The following is a 21,472-nucleotide window of genomic DNA, read 5'->3' as shown; positions in this document are numbered from 1 at the left end:
GCATCGCGGAGCAGGCCGCAACAGAACCTCCGACGGAAGTCCTCGGGGCTGTCCGTAGGGGAACACGATCGCGCATGCCGGAGAAGCCGTCGGCGTCGTCGCCCAAAAACTTTTTTAACGGGGCCTGCGCCGCTGGATTGCATGGTGGACATCGACGTGATGGTGTGGCTGTACGCTGGCTTCCTCGCAGGAGTCCTGTCGAGCGTGGTCGAGGAGCCGGCGTATTCCACGCTTTTCGTGTTCCCGTTGCTGTTCGCCGTCGGCGAACCCCCTCCGGTGGTGGTCTTAGGCTTCACGTTGGCCACCGGCGTCTCCGGCTTCCTGAATCTCTTATATCAAAGGCTTACCGTAGGCGGTCCCGTCATACACTTCGAGACGATGAAGAGCGTTCCGGTCCTCCTCGGTGTAGTTCTCGGCGTCGTCGTCTGGCTGTTCTTGACGTGGGACGTATTGAGGATCCTCGTGGCGGCGGCCCTCGCCATAACCGGCGTCCAGCTCCTGCTCGGGAGAGGCTGGAGGGTCCGGGGCGGCAGGCTTAGGCCGGTCCTCAACGCGCTTGTCGGTTTTGCGGACGCCCTTTTGGGCACGTCGGCGTCTTTTGCCGTTGCGCGGGTCCTCATGGGCGAGCTGGAGGCGTTGACGCCCATACTGCGGACGGTGGAGGCGGCGTCCTCCGTGGCGTTGAAGCATAGGCTCATCGTGGGGGGAATCTTGGCGGGCCTGGGGGCCTTCCTTGGGCAACGCTCCGTGTCGTGCGGGAGGTCTCTGTTGGCGACGCGCATAATGGCGGCAACCATGATAGGGGCGGCCGTCTACGTCTTCTTTTCGTAGCCTAACTATGTAGAGCGCAACACAGCGGCCAGTGGCGCATATCGGCAGGGTAGGCCGATCTGTCTGAGGCCGCCGCGGCTATTGCCTAACGGCGCGCTCCACAACGCCCACTGCTCCTGGCGGAGCGCCGCCGCGTCCAATACCGTTGTCAGAAAATCTACGAGCTCGCCATGGGTTAAAAGTCCCTCGGCTCATCCAGCACAACGGCCCGTCGTGATATATATACTGTTAGGTCGCACGCTAATGCGCAAAGTGTTTAAACCTCAGCTACAGCCGGGCTGTGGAGTACCTTAGTATTCTCGGCGGAAGGGGAAGGCGCATCGACGAGCAGATTGCGCACGATCTCAGAATCCACGAGCTTCTCGGCGATATCTTCGGCAAACGCAACGACGACTTCCTGAGGAGTCTCTACCTCGAGCAGCTCGACAACGAGGAGGTTGCCGTGTTCAGGCTTAACGTATTCAGAGATTTGCTGAAGGGCGAGGTCCTCGATGCAGTTGCCGAGTTCGTGGAGCACGTCAATAAGGCCGCGAGGATTCTCGAGACGGAGAAGGACGCGTACGAGGAGCACAGGATCGGGATGCACGTGGACGCGGCTCTGATATATACGGAGGCGGTGGAGACCGCGTGGAGCCGCCTCAGAGGTCTCCCTATAGAGTCCGAGGGCCTGGCGAGCTTCACCAGATATCTAGGCGAGGTCGCGGGGAGCGAGAAATTCCGCGAGCTGGGGCGAAGGGCCCGCGAGGCCGCCGAGGCCAGGGACCAGATTAAGATCAGAGTGTGGATAGAGGGCGATAGAATTAGGGTCACCAGGGAGGAACACGGCGAGGACCTCTCGGCGCTGGTGGACAGCCTATTCTCCAGGTTCAAGGGGGATGGGCAGGGCGCCGAAGTTAAGTACATAAAAACCACGGGCGATGCCTCCCACATACACGCGGCGATTCTCAGAGGTGCCTTTAAAATGTATAGGACCCAATACGATATACTGAGAAGATTCTCGGAGGATTTTCCAAGCTTTATAGATGGTGGAATTGCCAGTTTCGCAAAAGAGGCCGAGTTCTATTTGATATATATAAACTACATGAAGAGCCTCGAGCAGATGGGATACCGATTCACCATACCGTCATTCACCGACGGCGGCATCTACGTGCGGAAGTTCTACAATCTGCTTCTGGCGAAAAGAGGGTCCGCCGTTCCGAACGACATACAGACCGACGGCTCTAGGAGGATCTTCGTCATAACTGGGATGAACAGCGGAGGCAAGACGACGTTTGCCACGTCCTTCGGGCAGATCGCTTTCCTCTCCAAGCTGGGACTCCCAGTGCCCGCCGTCGAGGCGAAGATTCCGTTCTTCTCCTCCATAATGACGGCATATCCCGTGGAGGAGGACGTGGAGGAGAGCTTGAGCAGACTCGAGCTGGACGTCGCGCGGGCTAAGGCGATTATAGAGAGGGCCGACAGCCGCTCTCTGGTCATAACGAACGAGCTGTTTTCAAACACGACCTCAGACGAGGGGCTCCTCTTGACGAGGCTCTTCTTCGAGGAGCTGGCGAAAAGAGGCTCGTACTGCCTTTTCGTCACGTTTCTGCACAAAGCCGCCGACCTCGACGGCGTCATAACCCTCGTGGCGCAGCCCTCCCCGGAGGATCCCGAGAGACCCTCATACGTGATAGCGCCGGGACGGCCGCCGGCGGAGTACATGGCCGCTAGGATCGCTAGGCGGTACCAGCTCACCTACGGAAAGATAAGGGAGGTGGTCAAATGATAGAGTTCGACTTGCTCAGAACGGGGGCCGCGCGGCCGGCGGCCGGCGCGGATGACCTCCGGAGGGATCTCGAGCTGGACAAGATAGTGGCCGCTGCGTCGGGAGGCGACGAGCTGGTGGCCGAGGTCTGGAGGGAGGTCCTCCTCCTCGCCGACGCCTCGCCTGACTCCATCAGCTACAGGCAGGACGCCGTCAGGGACGCCTTGAGGAATAGAGACGCAGTGTTGGGCCTCTACAGGATCGCCAACGAGACGGTTGACGCGGTGCGGAGGAGGGTCTTTCTGTTCAGGCCACACGACCCCGCGGTCGTGGTGCACGAGGCTGTCAACGGGCTGGAGGTAATGGTGGCGTCTCTGCGCGACGTGCTGGCGGTCTTGAAATCAACCGCCTTCTCCTCGGAGGCCTTCAGGCAGATGTCCAAGTCCGTCTTGGACAATATAAACGACGAGTTCCTAGCCTCGGCGCAAGAGCTCGTCAAAGTACTGCGGTTCGAAAACGGAGTCCAGTTCTCGGTCAGGATAGGCGAGCTAAACAGCCTCGAAGACCCCGTCCTGCTGGTGCCCAGGAAAGGGGAGAGCAATATCCTCTCGAAGGTGCTGAGGAGGGACGAATATGTATATCGGCTGGACCCGAGAGATGAGGCGGGCGCCTACATACTTGACGACATAAGGAAGTGGGTCCTGGCGAACGCCGCCTCCACGATCTTCAAGGCGTTCAAGCATCTGGACTCCTTCTTCCAGGACCTGCGGAGGCAACTGGCGTTTTACGTAGGCGCAATAAACCTCAGCGGTTATTTCGAGAAGCTGGGCCTGCCCGCGGCGTACCCGCGGCTGTCCAAGGGCGCGCTGAAGTTCAGCGGCATGCACTGCCTATCGCTGTCGATTTCCGCCGGGTCTAGGCCCGTGCCCTACGACCTGGACGTGAAGGCTGAGGGAGGATTCGCCGTGGTGGTGACCGGCGCGAATAGGGGAGGCAAGACCACCTTCCTGAAGGCGGTAGGCCAGTCGTTGGTCCTCGCGAGGGCCGGGCTGTTCGTCCCCGCGGACGAATTCGCGCTGCCCTCTACAGGCGCGGTCTATACGCACTTCCCGCGTCGGGAGGATAGAACGCTCTCGTATGGCAAATTCGAGGAGGAGGTCAAGAGGCTCAGCGCCATAGTCGAGGGCCTAAGGCGGGGCGACTACGTCCTGATGGACGAGACGTTCTCATCCACAAACCAAGTTGAGGCGTCTGTAGTCGCCGAGGAGGTCATCGCGGCGCTAGTGGATTCTGGTGTGAACGTCTTCTATGTGACCTTCCTACAGGACTTCCTAAATAGATTCCTAGACCGCTATAGGGAGAGAGCGGTGTTGCTGGTGCCCGAGGTCCGGCAGGACGGGACGAGGACGTTCAGACTGGTGAGAGGAAAGCCGACGCCGGGATACGCCATCGATATATGGAGAAAGTACATGGCCGCGTAGCGGACGCGTCAGATGGGGCTTAGGCGCACGTGGGCCATCGAGATGGGGCGGATCTCACCGATCGGTTGAAATTGTATATTATACGGATTACCGGCATTCTGTTCAGCGACTCTCCTACGGGCTTTGGCCAAGCGTACATTAATGTCGTTGGCAATTCTCTACACATTCGCCGGACCTAATCATGGGCTTATCGGACCCAAGGCCGCAACTCCTGCGATCTCAAAATCATTATGTTAATGAACTAGTTTTAGATTCGATTTCAATATAACTATATAGTCTCCACGATATCTCCAGGTTGCATAAGTTAAGTTAATTTTAATATATATTTATTACTGCTCTATTCTATATAGATTTAATTTTTAAAGGTTATAACGTAAATCTCCACATGACCCCCTCCATCGGAGGCGGATCGGGTCTGGACATCTTGTATTCGCATACTGCGAGCGCCAACAACGCCTTGGCTATCTCGTCCTTCGGCATATACCTACACGCGGTTTTCGTCTCGCTGACGTTGGGCCTTCCTCTTGCCATCTTGGCGTGGCTCGTCAAATGGCACAGAACGGGGGACGGGCTGTATCTGAAGTACGCCAAGATGATGACCGCGGTCTGGGCCGTCAACTTCGCGCTGGGCGTCGTGACCGGCACGGTGGTCGAGTTCGGCCTTCTGGAAATATGGCCTACCAGCATATTGCTGTTCTCGTCGTCCGGCTTCGTCCCTCTGTTCTACGAGGCCACGATAGCCTTCATAGGCGAGGCGGTGCTCCTAGGTCTCTTCGTCCTGGCTATCGGGAGGTGGCGGGCTAGATATACCCTGTCGATATTGTTGGCCGCCTGGGCCCTGGGATCTCTCTCGGGCTACTTCATCCTGACCGTAAACGCCTGGATGAACGTCCCGTGGGGCGCCGGCGGGATACCGAAGGCCCTCTATCCCTTCCTGCCTACATACGGCCCCGACGCGGCGAACCTCACGACCGCGTTGACCCTCGCCGCGCTTGTCATGAACCACACGCTGGCTGGCGCGGGCTCGGCCGCTCTGACGAGCGTCAACTTCACGCAGTCGGTCGGGCCCTTCTTCGCGGATCCTTGGCTGCCGCTGGCCAACCCCGACGCGATAAGCACCACCGTCCACACCCTGCTCGCGGCGTATGCCGTAGGCGTCGGAGCAGTGGCGCTGGCCCTGTCGGCGAGGTATCTGAAGACTAGGGACGAGAAATACGTAAAGCTCCTCAAGCCCCTCCTATGGGTGATGGTCGTCGTGCTCATAGCTCAGCCCGTGGCGGGCCACTTCATGGGCGACGACGTGGTGAGGTACCAGCCCCTCAAGTTCACCGCGTTGGTGGCGCTCACCGGAGGCCAGGAGGTATACGGCTACTCCTTCAACGACCCCGTTGAGGCCCTCTTCGCCTACGGCAACCCCAGCCACCCCATATACGGGTTCCAGTACTACCTCCAGCAGTGCGGCGCGTTGGGCAACACGACGTTCGGCCAGCTGTACGGGCAGCTCGACCCCCAGGCGCTCAGCTATCTCGGGCCTCTGGCGAACGCCGCCTTGGCGAGCAACTGCAGGGCCGCCGTCGCCTCGCTGGAGCCGCTGGCGCCGCTGGTGAGCGCCATGTACTACACCATGGTGGGATCCGGCATACTGCTTGCCGTCGCCGCGTTGCTTACCCTATTCACATACTTGATAAGGGTGCCCGTGCTCTCTGCGGCGGCCGACTTCATAAACTTCAAATTGCTCGGGCCCGTTGTGGGCAAGAACAACGTCCTTCCGTTCCTCGCCTCGGCGATGGCCGTCCTGTCCGCCGTGGCCGCCGTTGCGGGCTGGGCGGCGAGAGAGGTCGGAAGACAGCCTTGGACCGTCTACGGGCTGTTCACCACAAACGAGGTCGTGACGAGCGTCGACGTGACGCCGGGTTTTGCCGCGTTCGTCGCGGCGGTGCTGGCCGCCATAGCCGCTCTAGGCATCGCGGCCATGTACTACACGGCCACCAGGCCCGGCTTGATAGATAGGCTGAGGGGGAGCCATGAATAGCGCCTATCTCTCCTTCGTCCTGCTCGGCTTCTTCCTCGAGATGCATCTGGTCTTCGTCAACGTGATAATAGGCGCCGCGATTCTGACGGTCGTAGTTAGATATCTGGCCTATAGGCGCAACGACGAGAGGCTCGACGGCCTGGCCCGCGACATGTTCAGACTGATGGTGGCCACGGACCTCTTCGCCGGCGTCTGGGCCACCATACTCACGGTATATATGGCTTCTGCCTTCCCCTCCATGACCGCCATATTCACGAGGGCCGACTTCTACCCCATAGCCATAGCGTTGGTGGGGATAGTTGCGAGCATACCGCTTATAGCGGCCTACTGGCACCTCTGGGGCAGGATAGGGCCTAGGGCGCACAGCGCGTTGGGCATCCCCCTGGCGGCCTCCGTGTTGCTGGTGCCCATAGGCTTTAGGTACCTATTCGCCGAGCTGAACAACCCCCAGTTCCTAAACCCCGGCTTCGAGCCCATAGACGCCTTCGCGAACCCCTTGTACCCGCCCCTAATAGCCCACACCATAATAGGCGCGGTCGATATAGGCGCCTTCGTCCTAGCCGCCGTGTTGGTCGCCAGGAAGGAGGCCGGCCTAGAGGGGATAAAGATGTCGCTTGGCGTGGGGCTCGCCCTGCTGGTGCCTCAAGCCGTTGCCGGCGGCTACTACTTCGCGGTGCTGGAGAGATACGACCCCTACATAGCGGCCAACATCGCCGGCCCTCTCCTGGGCTACGATCCGCCCAGCGCTCTTTTCTACCCCGCCTTCTACGCCGCGTTGGCGCTGGTCGTGGCGCTCGGCGCGGTCGCCCTCTACGCCTTCTACGAGGCCCTGAGGGGCAGAGTAGCCAAGCTGGCGACAGTTGTAGCGGGAGTGTTGGCCGAGGCTGTCATGGTCCTCATGGAGTACGTCAACGACGGGGCTAGATACCCCTACATGTTCGTGTCCGGAGGCGGCGGGATCCCCGTGGCGCAGTTGGTCAACCAGCTGATCGAGATGCCTCCAGCAACCATCTACACGGCGCTCGCCTCCACTCTATTCTTCACGGCGCTGTTCAGCACAGCGTTCTACTACGCCGTGGTGAGGCGGCTGCTGTCCGAAGATTGAGCGAGGTCTTCAGCCGGCCTTCCGCCTCGGCCGCCGGATCTAGCTTTTAAATCCTCTCCACAATACTCCATATGTCCGAGCTCCTGGATAGGGAGTTCGAGGTGGAGGTGGGAGGCAAGAAGTACCTCCTCAAGCCCGAAAAGGTCTGGGTGCTCCAGCCCCCCGGGAAGCCGGGCGTCGTCATAGCGTCGTTCAAAACCCCCGACGGGAGGAGGGTGAGGAAGGTCGTGGCGAGGCTGCCGCCGTGAGGCTTAAATAGGCGGGCGCCGCCCCTCGCGTGGAGCCGTTCTCGCTGGCGGATGCGCTTATCGGCGCGGCACAGCTCTACGCCATAATAGACCCTCTCGGCGCCGTGCCTCTGCTGGCCGTGATCCCCAACTACGAGAGGCTCTACGGGCGTTTCCTCAAGCTCGTCGCGGCGACGGTGCCGGCGCTGCTCCTGCTCTTCGCGTTGGCCGGCCCCTACATATTCTACGTCTTCAATATAAACATCAACGGCTTCAGGGCGGCGGGCGGCATACTCCTGCTCGTCATAGCCGTGGACATATTGAGGGAGGGGGCGCCGCGCACCATGGGCATAAACCCCGAGGACTACGTGGTCGTGCCCATAATCACCCCCATGTTGGTGGGGCCGGGCGCCATAACCTCGGTGATAGTGATGGCCACCTACTACAACCTCTTCTCGCTGGTGCTGGCCATAGCGGTGGCCTCCGCGCTGACCTACGCCACGATGAGGTACTCCCTCCTGCTGATCAAGCTTGTGGGAAGTAATACCCTCAAGATATTCTCGAGGTTTTTCAGCCTCATAGTGGCCGCCTGGGCCGTCCAGCTGATCGCAGACGGCTTCCTCGGCCTAATAAAGGCCTAGGCCGGCACATACATGTACTACGCAAGGGAGACGGTCAAGAGGGAGATCTTCAACTTCTCGCGGGGCCGCTGGGCCGCCGTCTACGGCAAGGCGTTCACCCGCTACGACAAGTCGGGGAGACCTCTCTCGATTAAGTCGCCGGACGACGTAGCCAGATTGGCCGGGGAGCTGGGGGCCAGGTCCTTCTACGCGACTGCGGCCCTCTACGGAAAGGTGGAGGGCAGAGAGGACGTGGACGACGCGAGGATAAAGGCGTACACGCCCTTCTTCGACATAGACGCGACCATAGACAGGTGGGAATTCGCCGTGAGGGCCGCCGAGATCGTCATCTCGGAGCTGGATAGACTCGGCGTATCCAGATCCGTGTACGTCCTCTGGTCCGGCGAGGGGATACACGTCAGGATAAACGAAGGCGCTCTGCCCGGGAGGAGGCCCTTCGAGGAGGCCCGCGCGCTGGTGAGATACGTCCTCAGGAGGGCCGGGCCCGCCCTCAAGGACCTCTCCGAGCGTTCGGGCGGCGTCCTCAAGGTGGAGGACTTGATAGACCCCAAGAGGGTCTTCACCGCGCCGCTCTCGCTGCATAGGGCGCTGAACTACGCCGCGGTCTGCATACCCGTGGACAAGCTCCCGGCCTTCTCCCCTGACTGGGCGAATCCAGACAGCCCGAGGCACGAGGAGGGGTGCTACAATCGCGTGGAGCCCGGCGAGGCGGCCACGCTCGTCGAGACGGCCCTGGCCGAGTACGAGCCGGCCGGCGGACGCGCCTCCGTCGGCGGGCGGGAGGTCTCCGCGAGGATCGGGCGGTTTCAAGTCATGGCGTTGCTCCAGGCGGCGCGCTACTTCGTCCTCTACGGCGATCTCGACAAGGCCAAGTCCTTCGGCCTCAACAGGGCCATATTCTACGCCTGGGCTAAACACTACGGCCCCTCCGTCGTTAGGAAGGGCGCCGGAGGAGGGGCGGCGCCTCCCGCAGGCGGGGGCGAGGCGAGGAGGGAATTCGCCGAGGTGGCCGGAGAGCGGGTGCAGATAGATGGGGACACCGGCCTCTTCACGATAGGCGGCAAGCCCCAGAGGCCGCAGGACTACGACAGGGAGGTCGCGTGGAAGATAGACGTCGTGGTGCCGTACCAGAGAGCCTGGGAGGCGGCCGTCGAGTACGTCTCGTCGTTCCCCAGAGAGGTCCTCGAAAGCCAGCAGCGCTTCTACAAAAGGGTCTACGAGCCCGTCAGGGATGACTTCCTGGACGTGGTGTTGAGGAGGAAAAGAGGCCTTCTGTAGAGGTTTGCTACGCCCGACGCGCCCCCGTCGGCGGAGGCCGGTATCTTCATCTATCTGCACCCGCTCTCCGGCCACCTCGGCGGCCCGTCTCCTCCAGCCACCTCGCTATGGCCTCTGCGAGCTCGGCGTAGCGCATGAAGCCCTCCAGATGCTCTCTGCCGCATTCTATCATTATTGTGCCGTCCTTCATTCGGCGTATCCTCGGCTCCCTCCCCGTGAGGGCCTTGATCAGCGCCGAGAGCCTCTCGGCGTCTGCCTCCCTGCCTCCCGGCGCGTCGGCCCTCGCTACGGCGTAGCCCACGGCCGCGTTGTTTCTGCCATACCTGCCGAAGGTCATTATGTAGTCGCGCCTTACGCCGTCCACCTCGGCGGCTATCGTGATCCTCAGGAGGGTCCTGCCGCTCCTGCCCTCCTCGGATTGGGCCCCTCCGCCGAGGACGTCCACCACGTGCCTCCTGTCCCCGACGTCAACCTCAACTCCCCTTACGTCTATAAGCCTCAGGGAGCCCACTGTTTACCTCTCTCCACGACCTCCAGGGCCTTTTTGTACACGGCGCCGCCCCTCTTCCTGGCCCTCTCCAATATGAGGTCTACGAAGTCCGCCGCAAGTTCCTGTTGGTCGCCGGAGCCGTGGACTGAAAGCCAAGCGGCGCGCTCAAGGCCCTCCTTGAGTATTGAAACGTAGCCCGCCTTCCCGCCCTCCGGCTTCTTCACCGTGAAGTGTCTGTCCTCCTCAAGGCCCATTGCCTCAAGCCGCTGGACTTCGCGCTCTATGTTGCCGGGGTTGGTGGACATGTATCTGATCACCAGCGCGCCCTTGGCCAGCCTCACGAGGTACTTCGGCCAGCCCTCCCTCAGCGTGAGGCCCCTCTCCAGCTTCTCCAGCCAGCGCTCCGCCTTGCCGGCGTCCACCAGGTCGTTGCCGCGCGCCGCTCTGACGAACTCGGCGATGGCGTCCCTAAGCTCCTTACGCCCAGCCGCCAGCTTGTCTGTGGTGGCTTCGACGTACCATACGTCCCTGCCGCCCTCCCTCCTCACCTCTGCGTTGACGCCCGCAAGCTTGAGGAGGCGAGCCGCGAGCTCTGCGCGGCCGCGATCCTTCGAGCGGAACTGGAGCATGATGTGATCCCCACGCAGATAGACGTTGTACTTCACCTCGACGCCGCCCTCCGATATTATCAGATCGGCGGCGACGCCGCGCTCGGTCCGCCTTATGCTCCCCTCGTCGAGCCGCACCTCCGCCCGGGCCTCCCCCACGAAACCATCGAACTTGGGGCTTAAGTACCCACCGCCGGCGGAGGGCGCAGACACGGCAAGAAGGCGCATCAGCCTGGCGGCATCTTCGCCGTAGGCGGCTATGTCGTAGTATCTGCCCCTCTTCACGTACGCCCTCACGCCGAACTTCAAGTCCTTGGACAGGAGCTCGTTGAGCTGGCGAAGGGCCGCCAGCCGCAGGAGCGCGGCGCCGCCGCCCAGCTCGCCCCCTACGACCAGCACGACCTCCGTTGCGCCGCCCAGCCCTTCCCCGAAGGCCGGCTCGACCCTCCTCGACTCCACCGTGCCGTCCCCCGCTATCGCGGTGGCGTACATCTCGCCGAACCGCAGCAACGCCTCCCTCCTATCGAACCCGCCCCTCGCCGCCTTGTCCAGCATGATGAGCTCAAGGGCGGGGGCGACGAACTTCCTAGCGACCTCATCCCTGGCGCAGTCCCTCGCCAGGCAGTACATATCGCTTAGGGCGAAGTCCACGACGCCCCAGACCTCTCCCCTAGCCCTCTCCACATCCTCCTTGAGGACGCCGGCGAGCTCCTCGGCCAGGTTTTCGATGCGCTCCTCTGCATATTTCTTCTGCCCTTCGGCGTAGTAGATGATCAGCCTGGCCAGCCTCTCGGCGTACTCGCCCCCTATCCTCCCGCCGCTGAGCGCCTCCATGGCCCTCGACAGCCTCACCGCCCGCTCCTTACGCCACTCGCCGTCGCCCAGCCCCCTCCTCGCCTCGGCGAAGTGGGCGAACAGCGCCAGCTCGCTGAGCATCCTCCTCATGAGGCCCTCCCTCTCCGCGTCCTTCGCATCCTTGCGGCCTATCCATGGCTTCAACGCATCGGCCAGCTCCCCGACCCTCTCCAGGACTTGGCTCCAGCCTATCGAGTCCACCAGCTCCCGCCAGCTCTTGACCGGGCGGCCGAGGAGGGGCTCCAGCTCCTTGCTCTCCTCGGCGATGATTCGGTCGAGGACCTCCCTGGGCCAGTACGCAGTGACGTTGGGCTTGATGCCCTCCTCAGTGACGCTGGCCCCGCCCCTGATCGACTCCGGCTCGCCGAAGAGGGCGACGTACCAGGCCAGCTGCCAAGGATGGGCGGTGCCGGCCACTATCCGCCCTTTGGAAAACGACACGTCCGTGGCAAGCCACGGCAACGCCTGCCATATCTTGCTGAGCCCCGAGAGGTCGGGCTTACGCTCTTTTGCCTCCTCCACGAAGCGCCTCACCTCCTCCTCGCCGGCCTTGGAGCTGGCCACCGTCTTTCCCACCTTCAGAGCGTCTAAATACGACTCGACGCCGCCGTAGGCCTTGAACACCTCGAAGCCTCCCTCAACGCGCTTGAACTTGAGGTCGGCCTCATCCGCTCTGCCGAGGAGGTAGCGGAGGAGGGCGGAGGCGGCCTTGTCCTCCCAGACCGCGGCCCCCTTAGGCGAGCGGGACGGATCGACCGCCTCGCCGCGGTTGCCGGCGATGCCACTGGCCTTCTCGTAGGCGCCTCCAGGCGCCGAAATCACTATGTCGGCCAGAGCGCCCTCCACGGCGAGCAGCATGGCGACATGGCCGTATATCCCGCCCCTGGCGATCGAGAGAAGGGCGGCGTAGGCCTTGGTCCCCATGCTGGCGTCGGAGTAGTCCGAAAGCCCCCTGTGGCTGGCCTCCGCCAGCCCCTCAGCCCTCTTCAGGTCAACCTCCAGGAGGGGCCTGAGCCTCTCGTATACGTCGCGCCTCTGCGAGTAGGACGCCAGCACGACGTTCAGCTCCCTCCTCAACTCCTCAGCCGCCTCCTCAAGCCTCCCATGCGCCCCGCGGAGCCTCCCGATCTCGCCGGCCGCCACCGCGAACTCCCGCCTCCCGGCCAGGCCCCTCGCCCAGCGGTACAGCTCGGCCCACTCCTTATACGCCTCTGCGTTCTTCACGAGCGCCTTGTAGAGCACGAGGGCGGCGACAACTGCGGCGTCCTTCTCCGCCTCGCCCTCCACCGATCTCAGCGCCTCCCTCAGCTCCGCGAGGGGCCTGGGCAGGCTTTTGGATTCGGCCAGCCTCGAAAGCGCCGTGTACGGCCTTCCGTTATTCAGAGGGGCCTTGAGGACCCCGTCGACGGCCCCCTCGTCGATCCTCCACCTCATGTACCTCTCGGCCAGGGCCCTGAACCTCTCCGCCGCCCTCTCTCCCGCGTCGGCGAGCCCGGCGAAGAGCGGCAGGCCGGCCGCCGCGTAGGCGAGCCTGCCCAGCTCGATAAGGCCCCAGAGGTTCATGGCGGCTGACAGCGCGATAAGCCCGGCCGCAACCGCGGCGGCCAGGAAGAGGTGGGCCTTGTGGGCGTCGATCCAAGCCAGAACCCTCGTTATTGCTTCGACGAAGAGCTCCGCCGGCCCCTCCACGGCTCCTGGCCCCCTCGAAAAGCTCCTTCGCCGTGCGGCTGATAGCGTGGTCGATACGGGGCCGGAGCGGCGCGTCCAGCTTGCGCGCATCCGCGCGGCTCCCCTCAAGGCTCGTGAACAAGACGGAGATCGGCGTGAAGGCGGAGCACGGCCCCCGGTGGCTCTCGCCGGCTTCGACAGGGACACCCTTAACTGGAGGGAGGTGCGGCTCGCCTCCTAGGGGCGGAGGTCAGCAGGGTCAGGGAGTGCGCAGGCGCGCCGCACCGCGTAGCCGAGGCGGCGATGGCGCTGGTGAGGAGGCACATATACGAGCTGGAGGGCCTTTCTGCCGGGGCCGTCGCTGTGGCGGCCCTCTGGCTCGCGGCGAGGGATCTGGGCGGGCCGAGGCCGTTGGGCGACTTCCTCAAATGCAGTAAGGCGGACAGGTCGGCCGTCAAGAGGGCGGCCTGGAGGCTCGATGAGCTCGTTAGGGGGAGGAGGCCGCCAATTGAGGACTACGTCAAGATAGTGGCCGCGAGGGCCAGACTGCCGGCTCCCGTGGTGAGGAGGGCCCTTGAGATCCTTGAGGGTAACAGGAAAGCCGTCGTGGGCAGGAACCCCTGGGTCCTGGCCGCGGCGTCCCTATGGCTCGCTACCCACAGGAAGCACGGGATGCTGATGCGCCTGGCGGAGGCGGCGGGAGCGGCCGTCGTGGGCGTCAAGGGCGCCGCTAGGCGCATCAGGGCATGAGCTCGGGCGACGGCGTGGACGCGGGCGCGGTGAGGAGGCCTCCCGAGCCGGCCGACCCAGTCGAACGGCTCCTAAAGGAGTATCCGGAGCTGGGCGCCTTAGGCGTCGATTGGCTTAGGACGTGGGCCCCCCGCGCGGAGAAGCAGATCGTGGGGATAGCCAAGGTTCTGCGGAGGTTTCCGTGGATGGCGGAGCTGATAGGGCAGGGGCCGGTGGGCCTCGTGAACCCGTACTCCGTGGAGGCCTACGTCGCCAGGGACGGCTCTGAGGCGTGTATATCGTTATTCGGCTGGGCCTACTGCTCAGCCGACGGGGGCGTCAACGTCAGGAGGCTTGAGCTGGAGTTCAGCCGACTGGAGCCCCATGAGGGCGGGGTGAGGGAGGTCTACAGGCCTAAGAGGCGGTCGATATTCGCGAGGGCCAAGGAGTACATACGGATCCTGTGAGGCGCGGGCGTCGGGAGGGCCGGGCGTGCGAGGCCCCGCCGGGATGAAACCCCTCTTTTTCCCCTTCTTTTCCCCTGCCGGCCTCGGCTAAACTTTTACGTCAAGCCGAAAAGACGGCGGCTTAAACCGCATACCCCTCGGGGACTTTGCATAATTTATTTAACTTAAGATGCGACGTCTTAAACTGCACGGATTTCGGCATACTTGATAACTATGTATCAATATAGCTTATCATTATAGAGGTTTTGCGAAAACTAAAAGTGGGCTTTCCTAGGGGCATTGGTCGGCCTTGAGGGTTCGGCCGGGGCCATGTCACGCCCACCAGTACGATCTTCTGAGCCTCCTGGCCGCCTCGACCATGGCCTTCAGCTTCGCCCTGGCGACGTCCCTCGGGAAAGCCCTGAACTGGCCCGGCGCGAAGCCGCAGTCGGGGTTGAGCCAGATCCTGGTCGGATCCACGTACCTCACTATCCTCTCCACGTGGGCCATGATCTCCTCGGGGGTCTCCACCCTCTTGTGGTCCCTCACGTCGACGGAGCCGAGCCCTATCTCCTTGTCGCTGGGAAGCAACTTGGCGAACTCGACGGGGTCGCCCATCCTCGGCGCCTTGTACTCCACCACGTACTGCCTCACCTTCGCGTCGAAGATGGCGGGGGCCAGCTTCTCGTAGCCCACCACGGGCGAGTCCTCGGCAGGCCATCTATCTAGGTGCATCCCTATGCGCACCGAGGTCTCGTAGCCCTGAACCACCTCGTTGACCAGATCCAGGGCGAGCCTGATCTCGTCCCGAAGCCCTCTGTACTTCTGGCCGTATATCTCGGAGGCCACCTTCTTGTAGCGGTCGGGCTCGTTCTCGGAGGCCTCCAGCAGATCGCCCAGCATCGGCTCGTCGAGCTGGATGAAGGCCACGCCGGCGTCCACAAGCCTCGCGATCTCCCTCCGGAGCACCTTGGCGTACGCCTCGGCCGCATCCTCCGGCTTGGGGTAGTACGGCGCTGAGATCCTGGAGTGCCAGCTCTCCCACATGATGAGGTAGGGCGACGGCAGAGTGACCTTGATGGGCCTCGAGGCCACGGCCCGCGCGAACCGGGCCTCGTCGGCGGCTATGACGCTATCCTCTATGTACCCCGATATGACGGGACGCCATATGGTCAGAGGGGCCTTGTGTCGCTTCATGATCTCCCGGGCCTCCGGATGGAGCTCCTCGGCCTTCGCTATCTTGAAGCCCTTGAGCTTCTGGCCCACGAACGCCACGAAGCTGGTCCTCCTCTGCTCGCCGTCCGTCACCACGTCTATCCCCGCCTCCTCCTGGTCCTTTATGGCGAGCCGGGCCGCGTCGTCCATATATATCTTCAGGGTCTCGTCGTCGATGAGGCCCGCCTCCCTTCTCTCGAAGGCCTCTAGAAGCCATTTAGGCCTCGGCCACGACCCGACCACGCTCGTTACGAACGCCCTCGGCAACATTGGCCCTCGTGAGGCGCCAGTTAAAAATATTGTCCCTATTTAGTCCCCACGGCGAACTGTAGGCGCCGGCGGCCGACGCGCGCGTCCGCCAGCCTGGGAGGTCCTCCAAACCGCCAGGCGGACCTCGCTAGACCGGCCTAAACCAATAGGTTATGTAGTTCTCGCCGGGCCTCTTACCCACGAAAAGCCTCAGCCTCATGCCCGGCCTAAGCGTCGATGGGTCGGCGTCTATCCAGGCGGTCACGTTGAAGCCGTCGGGCATCTTGACGATCCCGACCACGTAGTCCTTGTTGTGGGCGAAGCTGGCCGGCTTGACGTTTATGACGGTCCAGGTGACCAGCTCGCCCTCCCTCGACGCCTCTCTCCACTCCATGTCTGAGGATTTACACCTGGGGCAGTCGGCCTGCGGCGGGAAGTACTTAGCCCCGCACCTTCTGCATACGGTGTAGTAAAGCCGTTCCTGGGAGAGCCCCTCTACGAATTTAGCTATCCTGTTGACGGATAGCTGGAACCTCAGCCTCAGCTCTCTGACGTCCACCCAGATCAACGCGCCGGTCTTGGGGTCCCTATACACCGGGAGGCCGGTGGCGGCGACCAGCTGGTCCAGCTGCCTTATCTGCTCCGCCTCCGCTCTGTCCAGATATTCCCTGAGCTTCTCCACTACCGTGCTCATAGCGATAGCACGGTCACGAACGCGTAGTGGCCGGTCCCGCCTACGTTATGGGCCAACGCCATGCCCTTCCTTATCGGCGCTTGCCTGCCCCTCTCGACCTCCTGCCTCAACTGCCTCGTCAGCTCGGCTATCATGGCTACGCCGGTCGCGCCTATGGGGTGGCCCTTCGCCTTGAGGCCGCCGCTTAAGTTCACCGGTATCACGCCGCCGATATAGGTCTGCTTCTCTCTGGCGAGCTTGTAGCCCTCGCCCCTCTTGGCGAACCCCAAGTCCTCATACGCCATTATCTCGGCTATGGTGAAGCAGTCGTGTACCTCGGCCACGTCGAGATGCTTCACCGGCTCGCTGGGGTCTATCCCGGCCCTCCTGTAGGCCCTCTGGGCCGCAAGCCTCGCCGCCTCCAGCCCAGCGAAGTCCTCCCTCTTGCTGAGATTGCTGGTGCCGTTGGCGGCGCCGATGGCCTTTATCCACACGGGGGTGTCCGTGATCTTCTTGGCGACCTCCTCGCCGGCCAGTATGACCGCGGCCGAGCCGTCCGTTATGGGCGAGGAGTCGTAGAGCTTGAGGGGCCACGCCACGTACTTGGACTTGAGGCATTCCTCGACCGTTATGGGCTTCTGGAACTGGGCCTTGGGGTTGAGCGAGCCGTAGTAGTGGTTCTTGACGGCGACCTCGCAGAGGTCGGCCTCCGTGGCGCCGTACTTGTTCATATAGGCCGTGGCGTGGAGCGCGTAGTAGCCCGGGAAGGTGAGGCCGAAGTTCTCGAACTCCCAGAAGTAGTTCCCCGCCCGACCTATGAACTCCACCACCGTCGGCGTAGGCGACTCGTTCATCTTCTCCACGCCCATGGCCATGACTATATCGGCCTCGCCGCTGGCCACCATGTGGTACGCCGTCCTGACGGCCGAGGATCCGCTTGCGCAGGCGGCCTCCACCCTTATGCCGCTGCTGGGCGCCAGGCCGCAGTACTCCCCCACGACCACCGCGGGCAGAGGCTCGCTGGACCAGCCGCCCACGTTCCCGACCACGTACGCCTCCACGTCCTTCGCGTCGAGCCTAGCGTCGTCCAGGGCCTCCTTGACGGCCTCCCAGGCAAGCTCGGGCAGAGATACGTCCGGCCTGTAGCCGAACTTGGAGACCCCTACGCCGACTATTGCGACCCTCCTCATGTGACGAGCTTCGCCACCTCCTCCGGTATCTGGCCCTTCTCGCGGAGGAGGCGGATCAGCTGGCGGTAGGCGGTCAGGCGCTGGATGTTGTTGGCGCCTTCGTATATTTGGGTTATCTTGACGTCGCGGAGGAACCTCTCTATGCCCGTCTCGACGATCACGCCGACGCCGCCGTGCAGATTTATGGCCTCAGATATTATCTCCTCGGCGGCCTCGGTGGCGTAGAACTTGGCGAGCGACGCCACGAAGGTGAACTCCTTCCTGCCCTCGTCCGCCAGCTTCGCCGCGAGGTACGTGAGGAGCCTCGCCGACATGAGCTTGGCCGCCATGTCCATCAGCGAGAACTGTATGGCCTGGAAGTAGGCGACGGGCACGCCGAAGGCCTGCCTCTGGTGGACGTACTGGAACGCCTTCTCGAAGGCGCCTTGGGCCATGCCCACGGCTTGGGCCGCCACGCCTATTCTAGTCCTGTCGAAGGTCTCCATGGCGTAGATGAAGCCCATCCCCTCCTCGCCGACTCTGTTCTCGTCCGGAACCTCCACGTTCTCGAAGACCAGCTCGCAGGCGTTGTCGCCGTGGAGGCCCATCTTGTGGTAGCACTGCTCCACCTTGAAGCCGGGCGTGCCCTTCTCCACTATGAAGTACGTCAGACCGAGGTAGCGGGTCTTCCTATCGGGCGGCGGGTAGGTGCGGGCGAGGACTATGAAGTAGTCGGCCACGTCGGAGCTGCTTATGAAGGCCTTCCTGCCGTTGATCACCCACCTGTTGCCCCTCTTCTCGGCCTTGGTCTGGATGCCGGCCACGTCCGAGCCGCAACAGGGCTCGGTGACGGCGAAGGCGCCCAGCTTCTCGCCTCTGGCTATAGGCGGCACGTACTTCTGCCTCTGCTCCTCTGTGCCGAACAGCAGGATCGGCGTGAGGAACAGCTCGTTGGTGCCGAAGTACACGCTGAGGCCGGGGAGGACCCTGCAGAACTCCTCGCTCATTATGGCGGCCATCCGGTGGTCGCCGCCCTGTCCCCCGTACTTCTCCGGGATCCCTATTCCGTAGAAGCCCTGCTCTGCTATCTTCCTGATTATATCCAGCGGGGGCTGATCCCTCTCCTCTATCTCCATGGCCTTAGGCGCTATCTCCCTCTCCACGAATTCCCTCACGGCCCTTCTGAACATCTCGTGTTCAGGCGTCAACGCTATGGAGTAGTCGGTTATGGAGTCCAGCGGGAATACCATGGAGCGACCCCGAAGGCCGCTTTTAAAAGTTCGTTCCGTCGGGCGGCTAACTCAATTTTTAAAATGTTTAACGTAGGTATTGGGGTGGATTCCCAAGAGGTATTCGAAAAATATATAAGGCCGCGGCCTTGGACAAAGAACTACGACGACGGCGTGCCGCCGGAGGTCGAGATAAGGCCGGAGCCCCTCTTCGCGTATCTGGACCGAGCCGCCGCGGCGTACGGCGACAGGCCGGCGTATATATACTTCGGGGGCAAGGTCAAATACGCGACTCTGGCGGACCACAGCGATAGGGTGGCCAAGGCGCTTAGAGAGACCGGCGTCTCCAAGGGCGACGTGGTCGCCATATACATGCCGAACCACCCGGCCTACGCCGTCGCGTTCTACGCGGCGTTGAAGATAGGAGCGGCCGCGACGCCCATGAATCCGCTCTACACGCCCGGCGAGGTCCTCAGACAGGCCAGGGACTCCTCCGCGAAAGTCCTCTTCACGGCCGACGTGCTTTACGACAAGGTGGTCAAGGCCGCCGAGGAGTACAGGTTCGAGAGGATCTACGTCGTCGAGATGACCGAGTACATGCCGACGTGGCTCAAGCCGCTGGCCAGGAGGCAGATAGGGCCGCCTAAGGTCAAATACGGCGGCGTCTTCCAGCGATATACGGACCTACTGCGCCACGAGCGGGAGGCCGGCAGGGCCTCGATAAGGCCTGAGGAGGACCTGGCCGCCTTGATGTATACAGGAGGGACCACCGGCGTCCCTAAGGGCGCCGAGATAACCCACGCCAACATATCGGCGAATTTACAGCAGCTGAAGCCCTTCTACGATATAGCTAGGAAGGCCAAGGGCATGCCGCCCGACAGGCCCATGGTGATCGTCGGGGTGCTCCCCTGGTACCACATATACGGCCAGATCACAGTTATGCACTACGCCATCTTCGACGGCCACACCGTGTTGGTCTATCCGAGGTTCGACATGCGGAGGATCCTCTCCGACGTGGCTAAATACAGAGCCTCGGTCTTCCACGGGGTGCCCACCATATACAACACCATGATACACAGCCCCGAGGCCCGCCGCCACGATCTGCGGAGCCTCGTCCTCTGCATATCCGGCTCGGCGCCCCTTCCCGTCGAGGTGGCCAAGAGGTTCGAGGAGCTGACCGGCGCCCCCCTGAGGGAGGGCTACGGGATGACGGAGACCGCCGTGGTGACGCACTTGAACCCTCTGTTCAACGGGAGGCACAAGCCCGGCTCCATCGGGCTGCCGATACCCAGCACCTACGCCGCAATAGCCCATCTCGACGAGCCGGAGCTACTTCCGCCGGGCGAGACGGGCGAGCTGGTCATATCCGGCCCCCAGGTCATGAAGGGCTATCACAACAACCCCCAGGAGAACTCCCAGGCGTTCTTCCCCTGCTGCGGCCTGCGGTGGCTGAGGACCGGCGACGTGGCCTACATGGACGAGGAGGGCTATTTCTATATAGTCGACAGGAAGAAGGACATGATAAAGTACAAGGGCTACAGCGTCTTCTCCAGAGAAATAGAGGAGGTGCTGTACCAACATCCATGCGTCAAGGAGGCCGCCGTGATCGGCGTGCCGGACCCCGACGCGGGGGAGATACCCAAGGCCTACATAGTGCTGAAGGACGAGTGCAAGGGCAAGGTCTCGGCAGGCGACATCGTCAGATGGGCCTCCGAGAGGCTTGCGCCATATAAGCGCCCCAGGCTCGTGGAGTTCAGAGACGATCTGCCCAAGACGGCCGTAGGCAAAGTGCTGAAGAAGGCCTTGAGGGAGGAGGCTACAAGGAGGGCATGATGGAGCTCGGGAGCCTCAAGGCGAGCGACGTAGGCCTGGGCGCCTGGCAGGCAGGGGGCAGGGCGTGGACGGTGGACCGGGCTGAGCTCCTCAAGGCCTACAGAAGGGCCTTCGAGCTCGGCATAAACTTCGTCGATACGGCCGAGATATATGGGTGGGGCGAGTCCGAGAGGCTGGTGGGGGAGGCGATACGCGGCTACGACGTCATAGTGGCCACCAAGGTGGCGGGCTTCCACTGGGGCTCGGTCGAGAAGTCCGCCAGGGCGAGCCTGGCGCGGCTCGGCCGTATAGACCTCCTCCAGCTGCACTGGCCGCCGCCTGTATATGCGCCTCTATGCAGAGTCGTCAGAGACCTCGAGCGTCTGAAGGAGGCGGGGCTTGTGTCCGAGATAGGCGTCAGCAACTTCGATGCGCGGCTGCTCCGCCGCGCCGCCGAGTGCCTAAAACGCCATGAGATAGTTTCGGACCAGGTGGAGTACAACCCCTTCAACAGATCGGCGGACGCCGACGAGTTCAGGAAGGCCCTAGGCGAGCTTGGGGTGAAGATAATAGCGTGGTCGCCTCTAGCCAAGGGCGCGGCTCTGGGCAAGTGGGGGCCCGACAGGGCCAGGAGGATGGATCCCTCGTTCAAAAAGGCCTCGACCGAGGCCGGGCGGAGGGTCGTGGAGGCCGTGAGGTCGGTGGCGCAGAGGAGAGGCGCGTCGCCCGCCGCGGTGGTCCTCGCGTGGCTTAAGCACAGGGGGGCCCTGCCCATACCCGGCGTGAAGAACGCGGCCCAGGCCGAGGACGCCGCAGGCGCGCTGCGGCTTCAACTGCCCGAGGAGGACCTCAGGCTTCTGGACGAGGCCACCGCGCCTTTCATCGCAGGCGGCGTAGGCATGGGCGGGATTAGGTACGTCCCGGGATTCCTCCAGGAGCTCGCGCTGAGGCTCTCCCCCCTATAACTTAAAAGGAAGGCCCGTCCTCTCT

The 21,472-nt window shown here is 62.8% G+C and carries 18 protein-coding genes; 12 read left to right on the top strand and 6 right to left on the bottom strand.

The annotated features are described in order from the left end of the window. Positions 1-141: 141 nt before the first annotated feature. From B7L68_RS00350 to B7L68_RS00315, 8 genes are all read left to right on the top strand, one after another. A complete protein-coding gene (locus B7L68_RS00350; RefSeq protein ID WP_238136244.1) occupies positions 142-831 on the top strand; it encodes a hypothetical protein in 690 nt (229 codons plus the stop codon). Positions 832-1,111: 280 nt separating this feature from the next. After that, a complete protein-coding gene (locus B7L68_RS00345; protein WP_081245690.1) occupies positions 1,112-2,596 on the top strand; it encodes a hypothetical protein in 1,485 nt (494 codons plus the stop codon). After that, positions 2,593-4,056, top strand: a complete 1,464-nt coding sequence (locus tag B7L68_RS00340) for a hypothetical protein (RefSeq protein WP_081245689.1) — start codon at positions 2,593-2,595, stop codon at positions 4,054-4,056. Before B7L68_RS00345 ends, B7L68_RS00340 begins: the two co-directional genes overlap by 4 nt. A 385-nt stretch (positions 4,057-4,441) precedes the next feature. Beyond that, positions 4,442-6,088 (top strand): cytochrome ubiquinol oxidase subunit I, encoded by a 1,647-nt coding sequence (locus tag B7L68_RS00335; protein ID WP_081245688.1) that lies wholly within the window; start codon positions 4,442-4,444, stop codon positions 6,086-6,088. Continuing rightward, on the top strand, positions 6,081-7,193 hold the full coding sequence (locus tag B7L68_RS00330; RefSeq protein WP_081245687.1) for a cytochrome ubiquinol oxidase subunit I: 1,113 nt from the start codon (positions 6,081-6,083) through the stop codon (positions 7,191-7,193). The genes B7L68_RS00335 and B7L68_RS00330 overlap by 8 nt, the downstream gene beginning before the upstream one ends. Before the next feature lie 71 nt (positions 7,194-7,264). After that, positions 7,265-7,441: a chromatin protein Cren7 gene (locus B7L68_RS00325; protein WP_081245686.1), complete on the top strand. Its 177-nt coding sequence runs from the start codon at positions 7,265-7,267 to the stop codon at positions 7,439-7,441. Between the two features lie 29 nt (positions 7,442-7,470). Continuing rightward, positions 7,471-8,061: a MarC family protein gene (locus B7L68_RS00320; RefSeq protein WP_081245685.1), complete on the top strand. Its 591-nt coding sequence runs from the start codon at positions 7,471-7,473 to the stop codon at positions 8,059-8,061. Between the two features lie 12 nt (positions 8,062-8,073). Beyond that, positions 8,074-9,339: a hypothetical protein gene (locus tag B7L68_RS00315; RefSeq protein ID WP_081245684.1), complete on the top strand. Its 1,266-nt coding sequence runs from the start codon at positions 8,074-8,076 to the stop codon at positions 9,337-9,339. 46 nt (positions 9,340-9,385) lie between these two features. Here B7L68_RS00315 and B7L68_RS00310 read toward each other — a convergent pair whose 3' ends face one another. Together B7L68_RS00310 and B7L68_RS00305 are read right to left on the bottom strand one after the other, a co-directional pair. Next, positions 9,386-9,850: a hypothetical protein gene (locus B7L68_RS00310; RefSeq protein WP_081245683.1), complete on the bottom strand. Its 465-nt coding sequence runs from the start codon at positions 9,848-9,850 to the stop codon at positions 9,386-9,388. Then, the gene (locus B7L68_RS00305; protein ID WP_162008384.1) at positions 9,838-12,981 is read right to left on the bottom strand and encodes a PaRep2b protein; all 3,144 of its coding nucleotides are present in this window, start codon (positions 12,979-12,981) and stop codon (positions 9,838-9,840) included. The genes B7L68_RS00310 and B7L68_RS00305 overlap by 13 nt, the downstream gene beginning before the upstream one ends. A gap of 282 nt (positions 12,982-13,263) precedes the next feature. On the opposite strand from B7L68_RS00305, the gene B7L68_RS00300 reads away from it, so the two are divergent. Then, on the top strand, positions 13,264-13,710 hold the full coding sequence (locus B7L68_RS00300; protein ID WP_081245681.1) for a hypothetical protein: 447 nt from the start codon (positions 13,264-13,266) through the stop codon (positions 13,708-13,710). Then, positions 13,707-14,156 (top strand): hypothetical protein, encoded by a 450-nt coding sequence (locus B7L68_RS00295; protein ID WP_081245680.1) that lies wholly within the window; start codon positions 13,707-13,709, stop codon positions 14,154-14,156. The genes B7L68_RS00300 and B7L68_RS00295 overlap by 4 nt, the downstream gene beginning before the upstream one ends. 312 nt (positions 14,157-14,468) lie before the next feature. Here the strand turns inward: B7L68_RS00295 and B7L68_RS00290 are convergent, their stop codons facing one another. From B7L68_RS00290 to B7L68_RS00275, 4 genes are all read right to left on the bottom strand, one after another. Beyond that, a complete protein-coding gene (locus B7L68_RS00290) occupies positions 14,469-15,620 on the bottom strand; it encodes a cobalamin-independent methionine synthase II family protein (protein ID WP_081245679.1) in 1,152 nt (383 codons plus the stop codon). A 127-nt stretch (positions 15,621-15,747) separates the two neighbouring features. Next, positions 15,748-16,293: a Zn-ribbon domain-containing OB-fold protein gene (locus B7L68_RS00285; protein WP_081245678.1), complete on the bottom strand. Its 546-nt coding sequence runs from the start codon at positions 16,291-16,293 to the stop codon at positions 15,748-15,750. Continuing rightward, positions 16,290-17,462: a thiolase domain-containing protein gene (locus B7L68_RS00280; RefSeq protein WP_081245677.1), complete on the bottom strand. Its 1,173-nt coding sequence runs from the start codon at positions 17,460-17,462 to the stop codon at positions 16,290-16,292. Before B7L68_RS00280 ends, B7L68_RS00285 begins: the two co-directional genes overlap by 4 nt. After that, positions 17,459-18,691, bottom strand: a complete 1,233-nt coding sequence (locus tag B7L68_RS00275) for an acyl-CoA dehydrogenase family protein (RefSeq protein ID WP_081245676.1) — start codon at positions 18,689-18,691, stop codon at positions 17,459-17,461. Before B7L68_RS00275 ends, B7L68_RS00280 begins: the two co-directional genes overlap by 4 nt. Before the next feature lie 84 nt (positions 18,692-18,775). Here B7L68_RS00275 and B7L68_RS00270 point away from each other — a divergent pair, with 84 nt between their 5' ends. Continuing rightward, positions 18,776-20,503 carry a long-chain fatty acid--CoA ligase gene (locus tag B7L68_RS00270; protein ID WP_081245675.1) on the top strand — a complete coding sequence of 576 codons (1,728 nt, stop codon included), beginning with the start codon at positions 18,776-18,778 and terminating at the stop codon, positions 20,501-20,503. After that, positions 20,500-21,447 carry an aldo/keto reductase gene (locus B7L68_RS00265; protein ID WP_369907383.1) on the top strand — a complete coding sequence of 316 codons (948 nt, stop codon included), beginning with the start codon at positions 20,500-20,502 and terminating at the stop codon, positions 21,445-21,447. The genes B7L68_RS00270 and B7L68_RS00265 overlap by 4 nt, the downstream gene beginning before the upstream one ends. Positions 21,448-21,472: the final 25 nt, after the last annotated feature.

Origin of the sequence: Thermoproteus sp. CP80, assembly GCF_002077075.2 — an archaeon.
Taxonomy (GTDB): domain Archaea; phylum Thermoproteota; class Thermoprotei; order Thermoproteales; family Thermoproteaceae; genus Thermoproteus.
Note: the sequence above shows the minus strand (reverse complement) of the source record. Positions and strands in the feature narration are given on the sequence as shown.

Bases quoted from the DNA above. Each gene is read 5' to 3' on its own strand.
- B7L68_RS00350 (WP_238136244.1), top strand. From the start codon at position 142: ATGGTGGACATCGACGTGATGGTGTGGCTGTACGCTGGCTTCCTCGCA.
- B7L68_RS00340 (WP_081245689.1), top strand. From the start codon at position 2,593: ATGATAGAGTTCGACTTGCTCAGAACGGGGGCCGCGCGGCCGGCGGCC.
- B7L68_RS00335 (WP_081245688.1), top strand. From the start codon at position 4,442: ATGACCCCCTCCATCGGAGGCGGATCGGGTCTGGACATCTTGTATTCG.
- B7L68_RS00330 (WP_081245687.1), top strand. From the start codon at position 6,081: ATGAATAGCGCCTATCTCTCCTTCGTCCTGCTCGGCTTCTTCCTCGAG.
- B7L68_RS00325 (WP_081245686.1), top strand. From the start codon at position 7,265: ATGTCCGAGCTCCTGGATAGGGAGTTCGAGGTGGAGGTGGGAGGCAAG.
- B7L68_RS00315 (WP_081245684.1), top strand. From the start codon at position 8,074: ATGTACTACGCAAGGGAGACGGTCAAGAGGGAGATCTTCAACTTCTCG.
- B7L68_RS00300 (WP_081245681.1), top strand. From the start codon at position 13,264: ATGGCGCTGGTGAGGAGGCACATATACGAGCTGGAGGGCCTTTCTGCC.
- B7L68_RS00295 (WP_081245680.1), top strand. From the start codon at position 13,707: ATGAGCTCGGGCGACGGCGTGGACGCGGGCGCGGTGAGGAGGCCTCCC.
- B7L68_RS00290 (WP_081245679.1), bottom strand. From the start codon at position 15,620: ATGTTGCCGAGGGCGTTCGTAACGAGCGTGGTCGGGTCGTGGCCGAGG.
- B7L68_RS00285 (WP_081245678.1), bottom strand. From the start codon at position 16,293: ATGAGCACGGTAGTGGAGAAGCTCAGGGAATATCTGGACAGAGCGGAG.
- B7L68_RS00280 (WP_081245677.1), bottom strand. From the start codon at position 17,462: ATGAGGAGGGTCGCAATAGTCGGCGTAGGGGTCTCCAAGTTCGGCTAC.
- B7L68_RS00275 (WP_081245676.1), bottom strand. From the start codon at position 18,691: ATGGTATTCCCGCTGGACTCCATAACCGACTACTCCATAGCGTTGACG.
- B7L68_RS00265 (WP_369907383.1), top strand. From the start codon at position 20,500: ATGATGGAGCTCGGGAGCCTCAAGGCGAGCGACGTAGGCCTGGGCGCC.